General features: G+C 53.9%; 17 protein-coding genes and 1 pseudogene. 11 read left to right on the forward strand and 7 right to left on the reverse strand.

Annotated elements, in window-relative coordinates; all coding sequences use genetic code 11:
* Window positions 1-3: 3 nt before the first annotated feature.
* The 3 genes and pseudogenes from ACR0B0_RS11685 (at window position 4) to ACR0B0_RS11695 (ending at window position 3,016) form a co-directional block, all read left to right on the forward strand.
* Complete coding sequence (locus ACR0B0_RS11685) at window positions 4-1,044, forward strand: ABC transporter ATP-binding protein (RefSeq protein WP_170350239.1); 1,041 nt, start codon at window positions 4-6, stop codon at window positions 1,042-1,044.
* Between the two features lie 12 nt (window positions 1,045-1,056).
* Window positions 1,057-2,334 carry an MGH1-like glycoside hydrolase domain-containing protein gene (locus tag ACR0B0_RS11690; RefSeq protein WP_170350240.1) on the forward strand — a complete coding sequence of 426 codons (1,278 nt, stop codon included), beginning with the start codon at window positions 1,057-1,059 and terminating at the stop codon, window positions 2,332-2,334.
* A pseudogene (locus ACR0B0_RS11695) lies at window positions 2,331-3,016 on the forward strand (D-lyxose/D-mannose family sugar isomerase). Before ACR0B0_RS11690 ends, ACR0B0_RS11695 begins: the two are co-directional and overlap by 4 nt.
* A 391-nt stretch (window positions 3,017-3,407) precedes the next feature.
* On the opposite strand, the gene ACR0B0_RS11700 reads toward ACR0B0_RS11695, so the two are convergent.
* Window positions 3,408-4,307, reverse strand: coding sequence for a LysR family transcriptional regulator (locus tag ACR0B0_RS11700; RefSeq protein WP_480647893.1), 900 nt, complete (start codon window positions 4,305-4,307; stop codon window positions 3,408-3,410).
* A 95-nt stretch (window positions 4,308-4,402) separates the two neighbouring features.
* On the opposite strand from ACR0B0_RS11700, the gene ACR0B0_RS11705 reads away from it, so the two are divergent.
* Together ACR0B0_RS11705 and ACR0B0_RS11710 are read left to right on the forward strand one after the other, a co-directional pair.
* Window positions 4,403-5,050, forward strand: a complete 648-nt coding sequence (locus ACR0B0_RS11705) for a class I SAM-dependent methyltransferase (RefSeq protein ID WP_480647895.1) — start codon at window positions 4,403-4,405, stop codon at window positions 5,048-5,050.
* A gap of 66 nt (window positions 5,051-5,116) precedes the next feature.
* Window positions 5,117-5,590, forward strand: a complete 474-nt coding sequence (locus ACR0B0_RS11710) for a GNAT family N-acetyltransferase (protein WP_480648036.1) — start codon at window positions 5,117-5,119, stop codon at window positions 5,588-5,590.
* On the opposite strand, the gene ACR0B0_RS11715 is transcribed toward ACR0B0_RS11710, so the two are convergent.
* Entirely contained in the window at window positions 5,557-6,690 is a 1,134-nt protein-coding gene (locus ACR0B0_RS11715; RefSeq protein ID WP_480647897.1) for an AraC family transcriptional regulator, read from the reverse strand. The genes ACR0B0_RS11710 and ACR0B0_RS11715 overlap by 34 nt on opposite strands.
* A gap of 11 nt (window positions 6,691-6,701) precedes the next feature.
* Between ACR0B0_RS11715 and ACR0B0_RS11720 the strand changes: the two genes are divergently transcribed.
* From ACR0B0_RS11720 to ACR0B0_RS11730, 3 genes are all read left to right on the forward strand, one after another.
* Window positions 6,702-7,529, forward strand: coding sequence for a Rossmann-fold NAD(P)-binding domain-containing protein (locus ACR0B0_RS11720; RefSeq protein ID WP_480647899.1), 828 nt, complete (start codon window positions 6,702-6,704; stop codon window positions 7,527-7,529).
* Between the two features lie 28 nt (window positions 7,530-7,557).
* Complete coding sequence (locus ACR0B0_RS11725; protein ID WP_480647901.1) at window positions 7,558-7,962, forward strand: DUF4345 domain-containing protein; 405 nt, start codon at window positions 7,558-7,560, stop codon at window positions 7,960-7,962.
* A 174-nt stretch (window positions 7,963-8,136) separates the two neighbouring features.
* Entirely contained in the window at window positions 8,137-8,544 is a 408-nt protein-coding gene (locus tag ACR0B0_RS11730) for a (R)-mandelonitrile lyase (protein ID WP_170350246.1), read from the forward strand.
* Window positions 8,545-8,716: 172 nt separating this feature from the next.
* Here the strand turns inward: ACR0B0_RS11730 and ACR0B0_RS11735 are convergent, their stop codons facing one another.
* From ACR0B0_RS11735 to ACR0B0_RS11745, 3 genes are all read right to left on the reverse strand, one after another.
* Entirely contained in the window at window positions 8,717-8,929 is a 213-nt protein-coding gene (locus ACR0B0_RS11735; protein WP_170359648.1) for a hypothetical protein, read from the reverse strand.
* Window positions 8,930-9,435: 506 nt separating this feature from the next.
* Window positions 9,436-9,789, reverse strand: a complete 354-nt coding sequence (locus ACR0B0_RS11740) for a putative quinol monooxygenase (RefSeq protein WP_480647903.1) — start codon at window positions 9,787-9,789, stop codon at window positions 9,436-9,438.
* Window positions 9,790-9,885: 96 nt separating this feature from the next.
* Complete coding sequence (locus tag ACR0B0_RS11745) at window positions 9,886-10,647, reverse strand: IclR family transcriptional regulator (protein WP_170411531.1); 762 nt, start codon at window positions 10,645-10,647, stop codon at window positions 9,886-9,888.
* Window positions 10,648-10,717: 70 nt separating this feature from the next.
* On the opposite strand from ACR0B0_RS11745, the gene ACR0B0_RS11750 reads away from it, so the two are divergent.
* Genes ACR0B0_RS11750 through ACR0B0_RS11760 form a run of 3 tightly spaced genes read left to right on the forward strand, consistent with a single transcriptional unit; the run spans window position 10,718 to window position 12,903 of the window.
* A complete protein-coding gene (locus ACR0B0_RS11750; RefSeq protein WP_170377337.1) occupies window positions 10,718-12,073 on the forward strand; it encodes a selenium-binding family protein in 1,356 nt (451 codons plus the stop codon).
* Entirely contained in the window at window positions 12,070-12,435 is a 366-nt protein-coding gene (locus ACR0B0_RS11755; RefSeq protein WP_170350250.1) for a 2Fe-2S iron-sulfur cluster-binding protein, read from the forward strand. The genes ACR0B0_RS11750 and ACR0B0_RS11755 overlap by 4 nt, the downstream gene beginning before the upstream one ends.
* 3 nt (window positions 12,436-12,438) lie before the next feature.
* A complete protein-coding gene (locus ACR0B0_RS11760) occupies window positions 12,439-12,903 on the forward strand; it encodes a CoA-binding protein (protein WP_480647905.1) in 465 nt (154 codons plus the stop codon).
* 417 nt (window positions 12,904-13,320) lie between these two features.
* Here ACR0B0_RS11760 and ACR0B0_RS11765 read toward each other — a convergent pair whose 3' ends face one another.
* Together ACR0B0_RS11765 and ACR0B0_RS11770 are read right to left on the reverse strand one after the other, a co-directional pair.
* A complete protein-coding gene (locus ACR0B0_RS11765) occupies window positions 13,321-14,187 on the reverse strand; it encodes an NAD(P)-dependent oxidoreductase (RefSeq protein WP_480647907.1) in 867 nt (288 codons plus the stop codon).
* 379 nt (window positions 14,188-14,566) lie between these two features.
* Window positions 14,567-15,604, reverse strand: a complete 1,038-nt coding sequence (locus ACR0B0_RS11770) for a TRAP transporter substrate-binding protein (protein WP_170350253.1) — start codon at window positions 15,602-15,604, stop codon at window positions 14,567-14,569.
* Window positions 15,605-15,607 lie beyond the last annotated feature (3 nt).

A 15,607-nucleotide genomic window follows, 5' to 3' on the forward strand; every position in this document is an offset into this window, starting at 1 on the left:
GTTATGGCTGAAATACAGATCAAGAACGTCGCCAAGAACTTTGGATCTTACCAGGCTCTTCACGACATCAACCTGACCATCGCAGACCAGGAATTTATGGTCCTTTTGGGCGCCTCGGGCTGTGGTAAATCTACGCTTTTACGCATTATCGCAGGGTTGGAAACGGCTACGACCGGTGAAATCTGGATCGGTGGCCGCCGGGTAGATCACCTGTCGCCCAAAGATCGCGGCATCTCGATGGTGTTCCAGAACTATGCGGTGTTCCCACACCTGACTGTGTTCGAGAACATTGGCTTTGGTCTTCGGATGCAAAAGCTGCCCGATGATGAAGTCAAACGCCGGGTCGAGAGAACTGCTGGGCTGATGCATATCGAACAGCTTCTAAAGCGCTATTCGGGAGAATTGTCCGGCGGCCAACGTCAACGGGTCGCTGTTGCCCGTGCGTTGGCAATGGAGCCGGACGTGATCCTGATGGATGAGCCGCTGTCGAACCTTGACGCGCTCCTACGCATGGAGATGCGTGCCGAGTTGAAAGGCGTTCTGGCCGAAAGCAAAACCACCGCCATCTATGTGACACACGATCAGGTCGAAGCTATGTCCATGGCTGACCGGATCAGCGTTATGCATCAGGGCAAAATTGTTCAGGCAGCCTCACCCATCGAAGTGTACAGGGATCCAGCGGCCGAGTTTGTGGCCAGTTTTATCGGCAACCCTCCGATGAATTTCCTCCCCGCTGAAGCTGCGGGCTCTGGTCGCTGGACAGTGGCGGGACAGAGCTTTGACGGGCCGGCAAATGGAAAAGATCTTAAATGGGCCATCCGTCCAGAAGATCTGCGCATTGCGGATCAGGGTTTTGGAGCGCGAGCCAAAGTAGTGGAGCCTCTGGGCGCACATTTGCTCGTGACTTGTGAAGTGGACGGACACCAGTTCCGCGCCGTCCTGGACAGTGAGCTCAGCGTGAAACCTGGTGACGTACTTACGCTGGCGCCGCAAGAAGGCCGGGGTCGCTGGTTTGACCCCGAAACCACTTTGGCTGTCGCGTAAAGGAGAAGATATATGAGCCAAGCGCTGATTGATCAGGCTCGTGAAGTAATGGAAGGAAATGACCGGGGTAGCTATACAGTTCCCACCCATGGCCTCTATCCCTTTCAGTGGAATTGGGACAGCGCATTGTCCGCGCTTGGCTTCTCACATTTTGACATGAATCGGGCATGGGTCGAGGTCGAGACTCTTATGGCTCATCAATGGGACGATGGTATGGTGCCCCATATCATCTTTCATGAACCCGATGACGGATATTTCCCAGGCCCTGAAGTCTGGAAAACCGGTCAAGTTATACCCACGACTGGCATCACCCAGCCAGCGGTCGCGGGCTTTGCTGTGCGGAAGCTCTACGATCGGTCCAACGACAAGGCTGTTGCGCGCGAACGGTTGGCTGAGCTCCTACCAAAGGTTCATGCGTGGCACCAATGGTTCTATCGCGACCGCGATCCCGACGGTACGGGGTTGGTCGCAATCATTCACCCTTGGGAGTCTGGCCGAGACAACTCGGTGGATTGGGATGAAGCGCTGGAAGCCATGCCGATCGAGGGCGTCGCGCCATTTACGCGGCGCGATACGACACACGCCAATCCTGATCACCGCCCGTCGGACGAGCAATACAAGTGTTACATCTGGCTGCTTGAACATTTCCGAGGGCTTGGTTGGGACAATGCGAAGCTCCACGATGCCTCACCCTTCCGGCTGGTTGATCCGGGCTTCAACGGTATCCTGATACGGTCCTGCGACGATGTAGCGGATTTGGCCGAAGTCCTGGGCGATACCTCAATGGCTTCGGAGGCACGAACAATGGCCGTGAAGGGTCGTGCGGCATTGGAAAGCCTTTGGAATCGGACACTTGGACAATACACGTGTTACAACCGCGCTGCTGGTCATCTGCAGAGCACGCCCACGGTAGCAGGGCTACTCGCAGCAATTGCCGATGTCCCTCATGGCCGCGCTGAGGAGTTGGTACGCAGGATCGCCTTGTTGGGCCAGCGATGCGGCTATCTGGTGCCCAGTCACGATCCGGCAGATGGCGCTTTTGACAGCCTGCGCTACTGGCGCGGGCCGACATGGTTAATCGTAAATTATTTGATTGCTGAAGGTCTAGGTCAGTCCGGGCAGGGGGAAATGGCACAACGCATCCTCGCCGACAGCCTAAAGCTTATTCAGAAAAGCGGCTTTGCAGAATATTATGACCCGATGAGTGGTGAACCTTGTGGCGGCGGCAGCTTTACGTGGACCGCAGCCATGGTAATCGAAATCCTCAAAACCAAAAGAGTGCCGGCATGAAGCGTTCGCGCATCAATGAAATCATGGCCCAAGCAGATGAGATGATCCGCACTCACGGGTTCACGTTGCTGCCCTTTGCCTTTTGGACACCCAAGGAGTTTAAGGCCCGTGAAAGTGATGCCCGTCACGTGATTGATGCAAGGTGCGGTTGGGACATCACCGATTATGGTGACGGTGATTTTGACAAGATGGGCCTGTTCCTCTTTACCCTACGCAACGGTTACAGAGTGATTTGGCCAAGGGCGGCGGCATGTGCTACGCCGAGAAGCTGTTGATTTCAAGGCAGGACCAGCTGTCGCCCATGCACACGCATGTTCTGAAAGCTGAGGATATCATCAACCGCGGTGGCGCAACTCTGATTGTTGAGCTTTTCGGCTCAGGCAACGCGGGTGGTTTTGCAGAGGATCGCGGCGGTGTGGTATGGCTGGACGGCTTCCGACATCATTATCAACCGGGCGAGAAGCCGCGCCTGGCACCGGGTGAAAACGTTACCCTGCGTCCTGGTGATTGGCACGCGTTCTGGGGCGAAGGCGGGGATGTGCTGATAGGCGAGGTCTCGACCGTCAATGACGACGAGACCGACAATATTTTTCGTGACCCAATTGGCCGATTTGCCGAGATTCAGGAGGATGTCGCTCCGACACATCTGTTGGTCAGCGACTATTCCAAATGGCTGGGTTGATCGATGAAAACAGTGGCGGATTCTCGGCAGACCTTTCGCAAACTTTGATCCCCATAGCCGCGTTTAGGCAGTCATCCTGCATTGAATAATTTGGCAATGTTGTGTGGACCTCATCCGGCCGTCCTCTACATTGTGCTACCACTCCCAGAGTTAACCAAAGCGGACCTTCACCCAGCATCTCGCAGCGGCGGCTTCGTCCCGCATTTCTGCCGTTCAGCAGATTTCAGCGAACGTCCGCTGCGCGTTCAATGCAGACCTTCAGGCGAAATTCCTCGGAATGACCACCAACAATGACCGCTATCCGTTCCTAAGCCGTCATCTGACAGAAAGACTCAGATGACTGCCTTGAGCCCGAAGCAGGTTCCAGTTCACACACCAGACCAACTCACGTTCAATAATTTGTCCGCGAGCCGAGATGGTCTGCGAGCTGATCGAATACCAACCTGATCCTTCGCGCTGTTTGTAACTCAGAGTGTGTGGCCAACCAGATAGGAAACTTGAACGGCTCGCGTTCGGGCAGAACACGCTCCACACCGGGTGTCAGGGCCGCCACATCGTCTGACATAACACTAATGCCGAAGCCTTGGCGCACAAACTCCCATGACACTATCCCGCTCTGCGATCCAATCCGAAAATTCTTGCGGGTTACTTCGATGCCGGCCGGATTGAGAAATCCAATCATCGTGTCAACATCGCCAAAGCCGACGAAATCCAACTTAGCAAGTTCGTCTTCATTTCGTGGTCGCCCAACCTGTTCGAGGTATGAAGGGGCAGCGTAAAAATGTGCCGTCGCTTCTGCCACGAGCTTTGCAATCAGGTCCGGCTGTGTCGGGCGCACATGCCGAATTGCGATATCTGCCTCGCGCCGCTGTATGTCTCGTATGTCATTTGCTGCGACAACATCGATCTCAAGCCGCGGTGCCGCGAGCCTGATCTGTTTGAGAATAGGCGGTAGCTGATAGGCTGACATCACGTCGGAAGCAGTGATCCTGACTTGCCCTTCAACTGCTTGTGACTGGCTTGTTGCGGTCAGAGAAATTTTGTTCGCGACATTTGCCATTTCACTGACATGCACCAAAAGCTCAGCACCGGCTGTTGTCAGATTCAGCGACTTGCCAACCCTTTCAAACAAGGTGACGCCAAGCGCCTGTTCCAGCGCGGCGACCTGACGACCGACGGTTGGCTGGGTCTGCCCAAGCACGCGCGCCGCGGCGGAAAACGAACCTTCTTCTGCCGTTGCAAGAAAGGACCGTGCCTGGTTCCAATCGAAATTGATAGCGTTCCAATTCATGCATTAATGCATAACAGTTCTGCAATATCTGGCAATTTAATAAATCGGCGTTTTAAGATATTGGCTGCGGTGACACCAAGGAAAAGAGAAACGATATGGCTGCATTGTCCAAAGATGCCGCGTTCTGGAGCAAGATTTCGCGCAAATATGCGGCTGATCCTATCCGGAACATGGAAGGGTATCTGAACACGCTTGAACGTACAAAGTCCTACCTGCAAGCCGAAGACAGCGTGCTGGAAATCGGGTGTGGGACGGGGTCAACCGCGTTGCTACTGGCACCACATGTGGCTCAAGTCACTGCCTCCGATCTCGCACCGGGGATGATCGAAATCGCCAACGAGAAACTCGCTGAAGAAGAGCTGGAGAATGTAACGTTCAAAGTGGCCGAGGTTCTGCAGCACGATCCTAACGACGGTTCTTACGACGCTGTCCTCGCACATAATCTACTGCACCTTGTCCCCGATATGGGCCATGCACTCGAACACATTGCGACCCTTACAAAATCCGGTGGGGTATTCATTTCCAAGACCGTCTGCGCTCCAGAGAGCGGAGGGTTCAAATATGGCATAATCAGCCGAATAGCGATCCCGATTATGCAGGTGCTCGGGAAAGCTCCGTTCGTAAATTTTGTATCCGCAGCTGAACTCCAGGACGCTATTGAACGTGCGGGCTTCGATATCGTTGAGACAGCGGATCAAGCCGGGTTATTGCCGAGCCGGTACATTGTCGCGAGAAAGCTGTGAAACAGTATTCGCGCCCTAATTACTTTGCATGCAAGGGACAGCTCGGGCCATCAAGTGAGTACAATGATGAAAGATGGGATTTCATTTGCACGCCTTTCGGAAATCGATCCGAATGACATTGCGGTTCATATGTCCGACCCCCGGGTAGCAGAGCATATGCCGCTTTTGACGTTCAAATGGAATGTTGAGGTCGCAAGAGAATTTATCGCCAAAAAGGAAGGCTACTGGGCGCGGGACGGTCTTGGACATTGGGCGTTTTTGTCAGGCGGTCGGTATGTTGGTTGGGGGGGCTTTCAAAAAGAAGGTGACGAGTGGGATTTTGGGTTGGTTTTGCGGCCCGACGCCTTTGGACTTGGGAAACGGATTGCCAAAATGGCAATCGACTTTGCGATCGCTGACAAACGTATCCCCTTTGTCACGTTTCTGCTGCCACCAAGTAGAAATAATCTGGGTGCACTCCGGAAACTCGGTGCCAAACGCATCGGCGAGATCGAATACGAAGATGCTCAGTTTCTCAAGTTTCGCCTGGATACGGAGTGAATTCCGTTCTTCCTGATTTTTCCCGGTGGCACGCCAAATACCCGTTTGAAGGCTTTGTTGAACGCAGGCTCTGACAAGTATCCGATGTCAGCGGCAATCTGCGAGATTGGTTGATCGGTGGACACCAACCTTTCGCTGGCCAGGTGCATACGCCACGTTGCAAGATACTGGATTGCTGGAACGCCTACCAACCCAGTAAACCGCGCCGCGAACGCGGATCTGGACATACCAGCAACCTCCGCGAGAGACTCGACTGTCCAAGCCGCAGCAGGCGTACGGTGAATGGCGACTATCGTGCGCCCGATCTGCGGGTCTCGCGCCGCTTTCAACCAGCCGCGGTTTGCGTCTGGTGCGCTGTTCAGCCAACGACGAATGGCCTCGATGACAACGACATCTGCCAGGCGCGTAATCACGGTTTCGCCACCCGGTCTCAATTCCCGCGCCTCTTTTGCGATGAATTGCAAAGTCGCCTGTAGCCAGCTTCCGGCATCCTCTTCCCACGGGTCGATTTTGAGCACATCCGGAAGCAAGCCCATCAACATACCACTGGCGGCGTGATCGATCCGGACGAGGCCGTACATGATGCCCGTCTCCGCTCCACCACCACCGTATTCCAGTGTTTCATAGAGCTCGGTCACCTTGCGAATGGGCAACTCTTCCAGCGTCAAAAGCGGCGTGTCTTCCGAGCTGAAAAAACCGATGGGCGCACCGTTGGTCATCAAGACCAGGTCGCCTTTTTCGACCTCAAAGGGGTCATCTTGTCCGACCTTCATGAAGCAACGCCCGTGCGTAATGACCGCAAAGCTCAGTATGTCGGGAAAGCCTGGTATGGACACGCCCCAAGGAGCGGACATGCGCGACTGGCAGTAGAATGTGCCGGTGAGCTTCAGAAGATGAAGGATTTCCCCCAGCGGATCGCCAATCGGCTGCGCCAGCGCATCGGGGTCGGGGACATGAGGGTCAAACTGGTTCATGTCATGAGATTGGACGAAATCCACCTGTTCGTCTATTCGGTTTGGACGATTGGATAAGAATGCGGGATTTTGAAGAATAGAACATCTCTTATGATTGCTTAATTTCGGGCCATCAACTGAACTCAAGGAGATGACCAATGACACAGCAATCCATTCTCGTACTTGGCGCAACAGGTAAAACCGGATCGCGGATCGCGACACGTCTGGAAGAAAAAGAGCAGACAGTCCGGCGCGGATCGCGGAACAGTGAAACGCCATTTGACTGGGAACAACCGCAGACCTGGCCCGCAATCCTGGAAGGCGTTTCGGCTGCCTATATTTCTTACTTTCCTGACATCGCTTTTCCTGGCGCGGTTGAGCAAGTCGAAGCCTTCACAGCATTGGCTCGTGAAAAGGGATTACAGCGTCTTGTTCTGCTAACCGGGCGTGGCGAGTTTCATGCGGAACGAGCGGAAGCAGTCGTACGCAATTCCGGAGTTCCGTTCACTATCGTTCGTGCAGCATGGTTTGCACAAAACTTCTCTGAAGGGGCATTGCTTGGTCCGGTCATGGCAGGTGTCTTGCCGATGCCCGCCGGCGAAGTACGCGAACCGATCATCGACGTGGACGACATCGCCGATGTTGCCGTAGCTGCTTTGACAGAAGAAGGACACGACGGCGAACTGTACGAGGTCACGGGACCACGTCTCATGACGTTTGCCGACATGGCCGCAGAGCTTTCGCGCGCCATGGGCAGGACTGTGCAATACCTGCCAATTTCATTCGAAGACTTCCACGCGGAAATCGCGCACGCGAATGGCGAGATGATTGCTGATGTGATCACGGACATCGCGCGTGAAACGCTGGACGGGCGCAATGCGAACCTGGCGGACGGTGTCCAGCGTGCGCTTGGACGCGCACCACGCGACTTCGCCGACTTCGCAAACAAAGCTGAAATGTCTGGCGCGTGGACCAAAGCCGCTTGAGGCAGGCCAAAGGAAATTGGAGACAAACATGAAACTTGAACTTAGAGGCAGGCTTATCTTGGGCATGTCCGGATTAACTGCATTCGCAATAGGTCTGGCCATTACTCTGGACCCACAGTCTTTCTACGCTAATTACGGCATCGTACTCTCGCCGCAGCCAAACCTGATGAGTGAGTTGCGTGCACCTGCTGCCAATCTCGCGGTACTTGGCCTGATCATTTTGTGCGGAGCCTTTTACCAAAAGTTGGTCCAGGCCTCAGCCTTGCTTGGGGTTACGGTTTTCTCATCTTTCGCCGTGGGCAGGACAATCAGTTTCGTCCTCGATGGTTGGCCTTCCGAAAACATTCTTGCCGCATTTGCGATAGAGGTTTTGCTTGCGGTGTTGTGTTTGTGGGTTGTCGGTGGAAATGCGAAATCTCCAGCGCCAGCCTGAGACGGCTTTGTCTGCAACTCGGCCGTAGGTCCTGTTCAATCCGATCACCGGTTCCAGTCGCATTCTGGGCATTCGACAATGGCGCTCTGATGGCCGCGTCGACCCGGCGCACCTCTGGGTTTGAAATCGGAACTCTGCTAAGTCGCCAAGAGCAGCGCATCGAAGGAGCACATCATGGAGATTCACCGCGCCGGGGACCGGCCCTCTCAATTTCCCGGCAATGAGTATTTCACCGGTACGGTCCGCTTTGATCCCGTTGTAACAGGGAATGATCCCTCGCCGGTCAAGATCCTTACGGTGACTTTTGAGCCCGGCGCACGGACAGCTTGGCACACGCACCCTGCCGGTCAAACGCTGCATGTTTTGTCGGGCTTGGGCCTGGCTGGGTCTGAGGGGCAGCCAGTGCAGGTGTTGCGCCCTGGCGATACGGTGTGGTTCGCGCCAGGAGAGCGGCATTGGCACGGCGCGTCGCCTGACTGTGCGATGACCCATCTGGCTGTGCAGACCTCTGTTGAAGGCAAGACTGCGGATTGGATGGAGCATGTCTCAGACGAGGATTACAGCGCAGCCCGCGCAGAATGAAGCGTTTGAGCCCTAACGAGCAAGTTGCAGCAGAGTAACCCCTTCTACGCCCATTCAAAGAGGGGTTAACGGATTTTTCATCTCATGACAGGCGCGGCCCTTGTTTCGTTCCTGAGAGGCCCGCACTGCGCGTTTTCACTTTTCTGGTTTTCTGGCCCCCTCAGCCACCCATTTACCCTGCAAAATCCCATCGCTGCAGAACGTCTCTCGTCCGTGCCATTTTCTGCGCGTTGGCCACAACCTCATGCGCTCCGTCGCGCACCTCCTCATCGAACAGAAAAGACTCCTCGTACCCACATGCATTGCCGGCAGCCTTCTCACCCGAAACCAGCGTATCCGGCGATCCGCATTCCGGGCATCGTGCCTGGACGTCATCGTTGAACATATCACGACCTCTCCTTCCTTTACCGATTGCCAGAACCGGGTCCCCCCGCCAGCATCGCTGATTGGCGCATCCGCTTGAACTCGTCTGGGGTGACGGTGCCGCTGCTGACATCGATACCTTTTGGGATCCGCGCTCTCTTGTGTCCGATCGCGCGAACGCTGCCTCTTGTGATCTCCAGACAGGTCGACCCGTAGCATGTCAGCCCGCTTGTGTTGATTTGGATGGCAGTCTGACCGTTCGCGTCAGTGACCAATGGAGCCTGTGTAGGTGGGCTGCACGCTGAAACCAGCAACGCGAACCCAAAATAAATCCATCTGTTCATACGAAATTCCCTTTTTCTCTAAAATAGGCTGGCAGCTGTTCAGTCAAATCTGTCGGGTGTCAGCTTCGAGCGCATCGAAGACGCTCTCGAAATATCATCGCATGATCGCATCGAGTCCAAAGCGGACCAGCACCAAAACCCGTAATGTTCTCGCACGGACGAAAATTTCAAACGTCGGTCAATTTTACCATAGTAGCAGGCTTGCTTTTTGCGCCTCGAAACCTTTTGGCGTCGGAAAAAGCGAGCGCATCCTGGCAACAAGTTCGATCTCACCATCCAGCATCTTTCGGACAGTGTTTAACCAGTTATTGAAGGTTTCAGATTCCCAATGATCTTGGACCGCGGCTTCGTTCCTGAACACTTCGTAGAAATAGAAACGATTTGGGTTTGTTTCATCCACCATAATTTGAAACTGGAAAACTTCGGGTTCTTCACTGACAACATTTTGCGCTTGGAAGATGCTGGCATCCAAAAAGGGCTGCCGATACTCAGGTTTTACGTTGATCACGAAGAACACACCAAACATTGCATCGTCCATATTTGTCTCCTTCATTGACCTAAAAGCGGCGAAGGTCGCAATACACACCTGTCCTGCTGGATAGCGTTAACCTACAGCACTGCGATACCCATGAACCTAAGCGGGTATCCTTTCTTTATCTGCTTCACCCCATCCTAGCGCGCGTGCAAGTTCGTGTGACATTGTGGTAAGTGTATGGCCAATCTTTTCTCGCTTCGAAGGTGTAAACACCCGAAGAGACGCGGTAGCGCCGATTGAAAGCGTCGCACCAACACCTGTTTTGGTCAGCGTTGTTGCGACAGAACTGATCCCGCGCTCGAGCTCTTCAACACATACGGCATACCCTTTGGCTCGAATGACATCGAGTTCCGCGGCCAAATCCTTAGGGTCTGTGATCGTGCGATCTGTGTACCGCTTAAGCTGCCCATCCAATCGGTCTTGAGACAGCAGCTCAGGCGACACGGCGGCGATTGCCTTGGCGCAAGAGCACGCGTGCATTGGTCGTTTGCCCATGCCTGGATGAAGAAAAGACACGCCCGTCTGCGGTGTCTCCACATGAATAATCTCAACCCAATGGCCCCGTAGCCGAGACAAGAAGAACGCAGCGCCATAGTCATTCGCGGCGCCAGAGAGGACAGGCGCAATCACCTGTAAAAGAGCGGGATCAGAGTGATCGCTCAACGTAATACGCTTTAGCCTAATCCCAATCGCGAACTCACCGCGGGTTGGTGATTCAAGGAGGCCGGACAAAACAAGGTCTTGAACCAGTCTGTAGGCCGTCGGTTTAGGTATATCGGACTGGGCACAGATATCCGCTACGGACGCACGTCCTTTTTGACCCACGATTTCCAAAATCAGCGCTAATCGTTCGAGATGCATTTTTCTCACTTTATGATAACTAAGTTTTCGATATACGATACAATTTAGGGAATCAAGGGAGGAGCACACGATGGATGGACAATGCTGTGGACCGGGCTTCAAGAGTCCGCAAGAAGCCATCAAAGCCCCCCGAGAAAAGCTACTCTACACGATCGCCATCTACACCGGGACAGGGATCCAGAAACCTGATTACCTTGCTACTGTGGATGTCGACCCTGACAGCCCGACCTATTCTCAGGTAATCAATAGGCTGGAAATGCCGGGGATTGGGGACGAGCTTCACCATATGGGGTGGAACGCCTGTTCGTCCTGTCACGACGACGGCTCGATGTCCCGCAAATACCTGATCCTGCCAGGCGTACGCTCTAACAACCTTCATATCGTTGATACAGCCACTGACCCGCGTGCGCCGCGGTTGCATAAGGTCATCGACGGGGCCGAGATCAAGGCCAAGGCAGATTTATCGGGCCCGCATACGGTGCATTGTTTGGGATCGGAAATCATCATTTCCTTCCTTGGAAATGCCAAGGGTGAAGCTCCTGGAGGCTATCTGCATCTCGACAAAGAGTTCAACATCGTCGGTCGCTGGGAAACCTCGATGGGCGATATCAAGTTTGGCTACGATTTCTGGTACCAACCGCGCCACAACGTGATGGTCAGTTCCGAATGGGCTGCGCCCAATACCTTCATGCCGGGCTTCGATCTGGAAGAAGTGGGCCATCTGAAATATGGGCGGGAGCTGCATTTTTGGGATTTCGAAAAGCGCGAACCGGTCGAAAGCTTCTATTTGGGTGAAGACGGGCTGTTGCCACTGGAAGTCAAGTTCCACCATGACCCCGACAGCACGCATGGGTTCTGTGGCGCAGCTCTTTCGACCAATGTGATCCATTGGTGGCAAGACGATGCTAAAAAGTGGCGGTGGGAAAAGATCATCGACGTGGAAAACGAGATGCACCCCGAATGGCCGATCCCGTTGCCGGGGGTTATGTCGGCGATCCTGATCTCGATGGACGACAAATACTTGTACCTGAATAATTGGCTGCACGGAGATATGCGCCAGTATGACATCACCGACCCGCATAATCCCAAGCTGACCGGCCAAGTGTTTATGGGGGGGCTTTTGGGTAAAGCTCCGATCGTTAACGGGGTCGAGGTCGCGGGTGGTCCGCAAATGTTCCAGCTCTCTCTCGACGGACGAAGGCTTTATGTCACGACCTCGCTGTTTTCGACTTGGGATAACCAGTTCTATCCCGAGATCCGCGAAAAGGGCGGGGTTATGGTGATGATCGATTGCGACCCTGAAAACGGTGGCATGAAGATCAACGAGGATTTCATTGTGGACTTTGGCAAAGAACCGAATGGTCCATCGCGCTGTCACGAGAGCCGGTATCCGGGCGGTGATTGCACAAGCGACATCTGGCTATGACTATGTATACCGTGACGATCGCGAACAGAGATGGCGCGCAATACTGTGTGGATGCGCGGCGTCCACTTTTGGAAACGCTGAGAGAACAGGGCGTCGACTTGCCTTTTGGGTGCAAGTATGGCGGCTGCATTACCTGCGCGGCAAAACTAAAGACTGGCGCGATCGATCAACGCCGACAGGTTGCGCTGAATAATCGGCAAATCGCGAACGGCTATGTGATCCTTTGCGTGGCACGCCCAACATCCGACATCACGCTTGAGATAGGGGTCGAGAGCCATGACGAACTGTACCGCAATCCGTTTCTCGACCCACTCAAACCCCACGAACTCAAGGCTGACATTGCGACGCCGAAGGAAGGTTAACCGATGCCCGAAGCAGATATTGATCGCATCTACGATTACGACCCCAAGTACCTAGCCGACATCCTGCAGTCGGTCAAAACCATTGCAATGGTGGGGGCTAGCGCGGACAAAACAAAATTCAGTTATGGCGTTCTGCGACAGCTCAGTGAAATCGGCTATGATATTGTACCGGTGAATCCTAACCCGAATGTTTCGGAAATTAGAGGACTCAAGGTCTACCACTCGCTAGAAGAGATCGACAAACATGTTGATATGGTTGACGTCTTCCGCCCAAAGGAAGAGTTATATGGCTTTGCCGAGGAGGCTATCGCAATCGGGGCAAAAGTTCTTTGGGGTCAAATCGGTGTGTACGACGACCAAGCAGCGCAACTCGCCGAAGCGGCGGGCCTTAAAGTCGTGATGAACCGATGCCCCAAGATTGAACTCTTCCGCCCTTTTTGGAAGCCGCGCCTGGACCTAAAGATATGATGGAAATTCGATTGGTAGCGGCCTCCTCAGCTTCCAATGAGGGTGCCAATTGAGATTTTGTGCTTACGGAAGAGAAGACAAGTAATCCTGTCACTCTACACAACCGCCTAGTCTAAAACCAAAAATGTCCGATTTGTTTGGAGAACCAAAGGCCGCTTTGTCCGCAGTGCGGTTTAGCCAGACGTGCTTTGGTTTCAATTGTCGCTTCTGGCCGACGATCCGGCCGTTGTTCCAGGTCGGGCAAAGAGCGCGAATGGCAGGTAAGTCTGGGTTTCCATAACTGATCCTCCGCTCCGCTATGCACGCCCACAACGACAACCCGACGATGACGAGGGACGATAACAGGATGCTGCACCGCCTCCAAGGCCGGTCTGAGCCCAAAGCAGAAATCGCGGTTTGCTCTATCGTTGTGATAACTTATTGCTTTTGCGCAAGGACGTCTATTATCGCAGTGAGAGCCTTGTCTTCAAGCCCTTGATCTATACCCAATTGCGCCATCTCAACAAACAGTCGGGGCAATTCATCCCGGGCGCCAAGAGCCTCAAAACTAGCGAGAACATCTTCCAAAGCTGCGGCGTAAGTACTCATCGAAGCTGGTGGGTTGTCATAGGTGGCTTGAGGCGCTGTCGCAGCAAAGTAGTCGTAATAGGGTTTCATCATTCCCATAGATATGGGCACAAGATCTGAGAAGGTTTGCATGGGGATACCTGCCTTCTTCGCTGCCAGCGCTCCGTAAATCATTCCCCACATGAAACCTTGGCGAACTGTAAAAAGTCCCGCAAAGAGTGCAGCCAGCATTCCAGCTTGGTCACCCACATGGACAGAGCTTCCGCCCAAATTTCTAATGATTGGACCGTGGATCTTCCACTGTTCTTCGGTTCCAACGACCGACAGTACGGTATCCTTATCTCCGATCATATGCGGATAAGCATTGATGATGCCAACCATCCACGAGGCGCCAGCGTTTTCCACGAGTTGCGCTACGTCTTCAGCATCCTCTGCGCCTCCAGTTGAGAGTTCGATTATGGTCTTGTTGGGCAGCGAATTAGCCGCATTGGACAAGATTTCTATTGTCTGCGGGTGCGATTTTACGCAGGTAATCGTTACAGGACTGGCAGATATCGCCTCAGAAACAGTGGCCGCCACAGTTGCTCCTTCGGAACCAAGAGCGGTCGCTTTTTCAGGTGTCCTATTCCAAACAGTTACAGATCGGCCTGCTTTCATTTGAGCTCGGGCAAGCGCTGTACCCATGGACCCAAGACCTATTACTGAAATGTCCGTCATGCTGAACTCCTCCCTAATAACCAATTGCAAACAACGGCGCGGTTTTGTCTCGCCGAAATGCCAACGGGGCGACCAATCAGATCACCGTACTTGGAAAACGGCTCGCTATACTAAGGTTTTCTGAACAGGTCTTTTGGGAAACGGGTGCTTCACAGTCGCATCACCATTGACCGATGGTCAGGCACTAACTACCGCACTCTCGCCGAGTGGTGAAAACTCGGCGCGGCATTTTAGACAATTCTACTGGCCTGACTGACACTGATTGCAACTTGCCTGGCAACGCCTTCAGTTAGAAAATGCTCCGATATTTAATCTGGCTGCCACAATACTAAAAAAAGGAATTTGAAGTGGCCCCTGTCAGAGGCCACTTCTTAGCGTATCACTCAAAGTTGTACGGCGCACCGGCTTGGTTGATCACACTGTTGTATTCTCGGAAAATTCCAACGATTTTCTCATGCACTTCGCCTTCCTGGGCAATTTCTTCCCAGAACTCTTTGGCTGCATTCTCGACCTCGGCCCATTCGGACGCTGGCACTGATCGCAATTCCAGCTTATCGCCATTTGCGCGCAGTGCCGCTTCTCCGCCCCAATACCATTGATTGCGATAGGTGTGACCTGCTTCGATACCCGCCATCACGATGGATTTGAGGTGATCCGGTAGCTCTGCCCAACGCTCCTGGTTTGCAAACCAAGATCCGATCCACGCACCCGAGATGTTGTTGGTCAGGAAATAGTCCGTCACATCAGCCCAACCAACCGTGTAATCCTCGGTAATGCCGGACCACGCCATGCCGTCAAGCTCTCCGGTCTGTACGGCGACTTCCGCGTCTTCGTAGGGAATGTTCACCGGCACGACGCCAAACTTGGCGAGGAACCGACCAGCGGTTGGGAAAGTGTATAGTTTTAGCCCATCCAGATCAGCAACCGATGTAATTTCCTTCTTTGTGTTGAAGTTGCACGGGTCTTGCCCAGCTGCAGACAACCACTGAACGCCAACTTTGGCATACTCGTCGCGCCAAATGTCCGCCAACCCGTATTGATTGAACAAAACCGGCACGTCGAGAATGTGCTTTGTCGCGAAGGGGAAGTACCCGCCAAAGACGCGAAGCGGTGTCGGTGACGCCATCGAGTCATCGTCCGAATGAACCCCGTCGATTGTTCCGCGCTGAAGCGCTTGGAACAGCTCGCCCGTGGGTACAATCTGATCTGCGAAGAACAGCTCGATTTCCAGCTCGCCGTTGGCATTGGCGTTGATGTAGTCAATTGCAGGCTTGGTCACATGCTCGCCCAACGCGCCTCCGGCATAGGTCTGGAACCGCCATTTGATGGGGGCCTGCGCCTTTACTATAGCCGGTGCAGCAAGCGTCGCGGGCGCGGCCAAAGCGGCGGTCCGCAAAAATCTACGTCTTGTAGTCATGGT

Source organism: Ruegeria sp. BA12, from assembly GCF_056539625.1.